The sequence below is a fragment of the Caenimonas sp. SL110 genome (assembly GCF_001044395.1).
In the GTDB taxonomy this organism is placed as follows: domain Bacteria; phylum Pseudomonadota; class Gammaproteobacteria; order Burkholderiales; family Burkholderiaceae_C; genus Ramlibacter.
This window is the reverse complement of record NZ_JANU01000002.1, coordinates 216,201-222,385: the sequence shown is the minus strand read 5'-3', so window position 1 is coordinate 222,385 and position 6,185 is coordinate 216,201. Positions and strand designations below refer to the sequence as shown.

The following is a 6,185-nucleotide window of genomic DNA, read 5'->3' as shown; positions in this document are numbered from 1 at the left end:
CGGGCATCATCCCGGCGGGGCTGGAGATGATGGACAAGCCGATGACGGCAGCGGTCGAAGACTTCGTGCACGCGGGTTACGACCTCACCGCCGAAGCCATCTTGCTGTGCGAGAGCGACGGCACCGAGGAAGAAGTCGAGGAAGAGATCGGCCGGATGACGGCGGTGCTGCGCCATGCCGGCGCGACCGCCATTGCCGTGAGCCGCGACGAGGCCGAGCGGCTGCGATTCTGGAGCGGCCGCAAAAATGCGTTTCCGGCGTCGGGCCGCATCAGCCCCGATTACATGTGCATGGATTCGACGATTCCGCGCAAGCGGCTCGCCGACATCCTGCTTGCGATCCAGGAGATGGAAAAGAAGTACGGGCTGCGCTGCGCCAATGTGTTCCACGCGGGCGACGGCAACCTGCATCCCTTGATTCTGTTTGACGCCAACGACGCGGACCAGCTGCATCGCTGCGAGCTGTTTGGCGCGGACATCCTGGAGACCAGCGTCGCGATGGGCGGCACCGTGACGGGTGAGCACGGCGTGGGCGTGGAGAAACTGAACTCGATGTGCGTGCAGTTCAGCGGCGAGGAGCGCGAGCAGATGCTGGCGCTCAAGCGCGCGTTCGACCCCAAGGGCCTGCTCAATCCGGGCAAGGTAATCCCGACGCTCAACCGCTGCGCCGAGTACGGAAAGATGCTGGTGCGCGGCGGCCAGGTGTCGCACCCGGACCTGCCGCGGTTCTAGCGCGCAAGCGCTTGCGCGTTCGCTAGCTGGCTAGCGCGTGCACTGGACGTTGTTGACGAACGGGTCGCTGGCCTTTTCGTTCGTCTGCTTGTCTTCTTCCTTCTTCAAGAGGTTCACGAACAGCGGGACCTGATTTTCCGAATCCTTTTTTGCCTTCTGTGCGTTGTCCCGATTCTCTGCACCCACCAGGCTCACGATGTATTGGACGACGGGGTCCGGTACCGGATCGAGCGAAGGCGGATTGGGGTCTACCGGCGGTGAGGTTGGCTCTGGCGCAGGCGGAGGCGGAGCTGGCGGCAGCGTTGGTGCTGGCGTTGGTGCTGGCGTCGGCGCAGGCGTCGGAGCAGGCGTCGGTGCTGGCGTCGGTGCTGGCGTCGGAGCCGGTGTCGGAGACGGTGTCGGTGCCGGTGTCGGAGCCGGTGTCGGAGCCGGTGTCGGGGCCGGTGTCGGCGCAGGCGTCGGAGCCGGTGTCGGTGCTGGCGTCGGCGCAGGCGTCGGAGCCGGTGTCGGTGCTGGCGTCGGTGCAGGCGTCGGTGCTGGCGTCGGTGCAGGCGTTGGAGCCGGTGTCGGTGCAGGTGTCGGCGCAGGCGTCGGAGCCGGTGTCGGTGCTGGCGTCGGTGCTGGCGTCGGTGCTGGCGTCGGTGCTGGCGTCGGCGCAGGCGTCGGAGCCGGTGTCGGAGCCGGCGTCGGAGCCGGTGTCGGAGCCGGTGTCGGAGCCGGTGTCGGAGCCGGTGTCGGTGCTGGCGTCGGCGCAGGTGTCGGCGCAGGTGTCGGCGCAGGTGTCGGCGCAGGTGTTGGAGCCGGCGTCGGCGCTGGAACCGCCAGCACCAGCGCCGCATTCGGCGCACTCGAGAACGAAACATCGAACCCCGTCACCGTCGGTGCAGAGCCGCCGACGCTGGTGTCGCTGCGGATCACATCGAACTGGTCAGCCGGCGCCGGGGTGGCGAGTGAATTCACCACCACGTTGACGCCGCTTGCCAGCGTCACTGGCCCGGTGAACGCAACCACGTCATGGTTGTCGGGCGAGGCCAGGTCGATCAGCACCTGCGAGCCGGAGTTGATCACCGACGACGCAGCCGAAATCGAGAGCGTGCCGACCGAGCCGTCCGTGCCAGGCACCAGCTTGCCGCTGTTGTTGAACGCGCCAGAGCCGACGGCGAGCAGACCGGTGCCGGTAATGACACCTGCCGATGCATTGGTGAAGTTGCTGCCACCCGTATTGAGCGATGTGCCGTCAGCCAGGCTGATCGTGCCGTTGTTGGTGCCGAACACGCCGGATCCGAACGTCAGCGTTGCGCTGTCGACTTGCACGACACCGGTGTTCGTGAACGAGCCGACATTGACGGCGCTGCCTGGAGGCGCATCTGCGGCAATCTTCTTGACCAGGCCCGCATTGCTGATGGTGCCGAATCCGCCGGCAAAGCCCGCGCCGTCGCTGAGGTTGAGCTTGCCGCCGGAGGTGTTGTTCAGCGAGAAGCCGCTGGCCGTGGTGGTCAGGCCCAGGATGTTGACCGTGCCCTCGTTGACCATGGCGCGCGATGTCGTCACAGACTTCACGTCGGCAATAGCGCCGGTGGCGATGGTGGTGTTGCCCGGCCCGCTGGCCGAGCCGCTGTCCCATGCCAGGGTATTGCCGATGGTGAGATTGCCGGAGCCGGTCAGCACGCTGCCAGGCCCGAGATTCAGATGCGGAATCCCCAGGTTGCTCGCAACCGACAGCGTGCCGTTGGAGACATGGAACGTATCGTCCGACAGGACGCTGTTGTTGAGCGTCAGCGTGCCGCCCGAGGCAAAGATGCCGCTGGTGCCGCTGTTGAAGGTGGTCGATCCGGCACCCGAGATGCTCAGGGTGCCGTTCAGGTTGATGGCGCCGGTGGCCGTGATGCTGCGCGTACCGGTCAGCGAATTGATGCTGTTGCCGATAGCGACTGTGTCGCCAAAAAGCGAGATGCCCGTGCCTGTCAGCGGCTGGTTGGTTCTCAGCTCGCCGCCCGCGCTCAAGGTGAGTGTCTGGGTCCCGGTGCTCACCGGCGTGCCCAGGTTCAGGTCCTCGCTGGCCGTCATCAGGAAGCGCGAATTGGTCGCGAGGATGGCCGAGGCGAGAAGCGCGTTGCCGTCGTGGTTGATGAACACTTCGGTCGGGCCCGACAAGCCCGTGCCGGGAATGGTGAAGTCCGTGGTGCCGCTGGCCGTAGCGGAGGTCGTCAGCAGCGGATTGGTTGAGGTCCCGATGCGGCCCGTCGAGCCGTTTTGCAACATGATCTTGTCGGCACGCAGGAGGCCCGCATCCTGCAGGATCGTGAAGTTGTTGCCGGTCTTCAGTTCAATGGCGCCGCCGGGGCCAGGAGCGACCGTGCCGTTGATGCTGATGTTGGACGTTTCATTAATACGGATGAAGGACCCGCTGGCTGCCTGCGAAACGTCGCCGACCGTCAGCGCAATGAAGGGCGAGAGGTTGGACAAGGTGATGTGCCCGTCAGCCGCGCCCGACTTGGTCTGCTGCGCGCTGAAGCCCGCCAGCGCATTGCCGGTGTTGGACAGTTCGATGAATCCGCCGGCAAAGGCGCGCAGGTCCGGCCCGGCAATCCGGGCCGTCTGGGTGATGTTGCCATTGGTCGCCTGCAGCACCAAAATGCCGCCGCCATTGCTGGAGATGGGCGCATTGACTTCGACGTTGGTGTTGGCAATGAGGGAGAGCGTGCTGAAGCTGTCCCAGCTGAGCGGGCTCACGACCCGCAGGAAACCCGTGCCGGTTCCCGACAGGTTGTTGGTGAGCACCGTGACGTCGGAAGTCGCCAGCGCCGTCTGGAGGTTGGACACCCGCACCAGCGAATCCTGCACCGCTCCGGTGGGGGTGAAGCCGCTGGCTGTCTCGTTGTTACCCGACATGCCGGCTGCAGTAGCCGCCGCCTGATCGGCCGCGATGAAGATGTTGGTCGGGTCGAGCAGCCACAGGCCGCGGCTGCCGTTGTCGGCGCGCGTATCGACCGTGAGCCCCTCCACATCCAGCACATGGCCCGATGTTTCGATCTTGCCGCCGTTACCCGACGCCGAGCCGCCGCGGGCCGAGATATGACCCTGCGCGCTCGTCTTGCCGTCGGACCATGCGACCACCGTGCCGCCGTTGCCGCTGGTGCCCGCATCGGCGCGCAGAACGCTGCCCGCTTCCAGCGTCGTGGACTTCGAATTCGTGATGCTTGCATCGCCGCCTTGCCAGCCGCCACCGACCAGCACCGTGCCGCCGCCTTGCGCGCCACTGGCATCGACCACCGCGCCGGAACGCAGCGTGACGTCGTCGGCGGTGATGCGAACCGAACCGCCCGCATCGCCGCTGGTCGCGCGCACTTCGCCGCTCACGTCTGCGGACTTTGCAGCTTTCAGGACGACAGCGCCGCCTTCCACCGAAACGCCGGTGGCCTGCACCATGCCGCTGTGCTTGAGCTGCCCGGCGAAGATGCCGACGGCGTCGCCCTGCAGCGTGCCGAGGTTCACGGCCTCGTTGCCCGCCTGCACTTCAAAAACGATGCCTTCCAGGCCACGTCCGGTGAGCTCGACCTTCTGGCCCGCCGCCAGGATCGTCGCGCCGTTGGGTGCCTGTACCAGCGCCTGCGGGCCGACCGCGACTTGCGGCGCGATCAGCACGACGTCGCCGCTTCTGGCGATGATTTTGCCGTTGACGCTCAAGGCGCCACCGCCCAGGCCATCCGCGCCAAACAGCATGCGACCGGCCAGCGCATCGGCGTCTGTCATGCGCAGGGTGGAAGCGGTGAATCCGTTGGTGTCCACGACAGCGCCCGCCCCGACCGCGATGCCGGCCGGGTTGACCAGCACCAGCTTGCCGTTGGACGACAGCGTGCCGAATATCTGCGAAGGATTGTTGCCAAGGACGCGATTGATCGAGGTGCTGGTGGTCGACGGCTGGTCGAACCGCATGTAGGTGCCGGGTGCGACGCCCAGAGTCGCCCAGTTGATGACCGACTGGTTGGTGCCCGGGCCGTTTTGCGTTCGGATGATTTGCGAGGCGCCGCGCTGGATCAGGGTCGCCTGGCCCTGCACGACCTCCATGCCGGTGCCGCCTGCGTAAACGCCAAGGGGCAGTGCCGCCAGCGCCGTTGCAACCGCCACCACGATACCGGCGGGCCGGAACCCTGCGGCGGCGGGGGAAGCTGCCGGACGGCGGGCGCCGGACCGGTCACGGCCACTGGCCGAGGTACTGACAATGTGCGGAGTCGATGGCTTCACGGAAATATCTTTCCCGGGATGAGCGCCGGCAGTGGCAGCTTGGTCCCGTAGGTCGCAGGCGAAACGTTCGTATAGTCGCGTTCGACGGTAGCACAGCGTTACATGCGACGCAACGCCGAACACCTGTATTCGACCCCCCTGTGCACGGGTGTCTGTGCACAGGAAGACGCCCTATCCGGCAGATGTCACAGAGAAAGTGAGAAATCCCCACATGTCCGTCTTCATCAGCATTGCCTCTTACCGCGATCCGGTCCTGCCGTTCACCGTCTCGCGCGCCCTGGCCACGGCACGCCGGCCGGACGACCTGCACTTTGGCATCGTGGACCAGACGCCACCTGCGGCTCGCGCAGCACCGCTGGCCATGCGCGGCGAGGCGCGCCTGAGTTACGTGGCGATCGACTCGCAGTTCGCCAGGGGGCCCTGCTGGGCGCGCGCCATCGGCCAGTCGCTCTACGACAACGAAGACTGGTACTTCCAGATCGACTCGCACATGGACTTCGACGAGGGCTGGGACGAAAAGCTGATCACGCAGGCCCAGGCCCTCATGGCGCAAAAGCCCGGCCGCCCGGGCGTCGTGATCTCGTCGTATCCGAATCCTTTTGTTTTCGAAAACGGCCAACCGGTCAAGCGTCCCACCACGCAGAAGGTGCTGGCCCACGTCGTCAAGCCGGATTCGCAATTCGCGCCTGACCACCCGGTGCTCGGTTTCGAGGCGCATCCGCTCGACCAGGACATCGCCGTGCCCGGCATCCACCTGGGCGCGGGCTGCATGTTTGCCTCGGGTGCTTATGCACAGGCGTTTCCGTACGACCCCTGGTATTACTTCCACGGCGAGGAGCAGGCCCTGGCCGCAAGGCTCTACACCCACGGCTGGGATATTTTCCATATGCCGGGCCTGCCGGTTTACCACCTGTACAACACGCCGGGCTCCGGCGCGCCCGAGCGGCCCCTGCACTGGGACCCCAAGGAAGACGAGGCCCGCCAGCAGGCGTGGTGGAAGCTGGAAGAAAAGTCACGCGCGCGGCTGAAGGCCTTGCTCGCAGGCGAAGCACTGGGCGTGTATGGCCTGGGGCGTGAACGCACGATGGCCCAGTACGCGGCGTTCAGCGGAATCGACTATGCGGCCAGGACGATCGGCGTCGAGGCAAAGGCTCCGCAGCCGACACGTGGCTAGGAGAACAAGAAGAGACAGGAAGACAAGCGCGAAAC

The 6,185-nt window shown here is 66.1% G+C and carries 3 protein-coding genes; 2 read left to right on the top strand and 1 reads right to left on the bottom strand.

Annotated elements, in window-relative coordinates; genetic code table 11:
- The coding region (locus AQ12_RS01755) for an FAD-linked oxidase C-terminal domain-containing protein (RefSeq protein ID WP_048438145.1) at positions 1-731 on the top strand (731 nt) is incomplete at its 5' end.
- Between the two features lie 30 nt (positions 732-761).
- On the opposite strand, the gene AQ12_RS21865 is transcribed toward AQ12_RS01755, so the two are convergent.
- Complete coding sequence (locus AQ12_RS21865; RefSeq protein ID WP_152682631.1) at positions 762-4,976, bottom strand: filamentous hemagglutinin N-terminal domain-containing protein; 4,215 nt, start codon at positions 4,974-4,976, stop codon at positions 762-764.
- 211 nt (positions 4,977-5,187) lie between these two features.
- On the opposite strand from AQ12_RS21865, the gene AQ12_RS01745 reads away from it, so the two are divergent.
- A complete protein-coding gene (locus tag AQ12_RS01745) occupies positions 5,188-6,150 on the top strand; it encodes a GlcNAc-transferase family protein (protein WP_048438103.1) in 963 nt (320 codons plus the stop codon).
- Positions 6,151-6,185 lie beyond the last annotated feature (35 nt).

Bases quoted from the DNA above. Each gene is read 5' to 3' on its own strand.
- AQ12_RS01745 (WP_048438103.1), top strand. From the start codon at position 5,188: ATGTCCGTCTTCATCAGCATTGCCTCTTACCGCGATCCGGTCCTGCCG.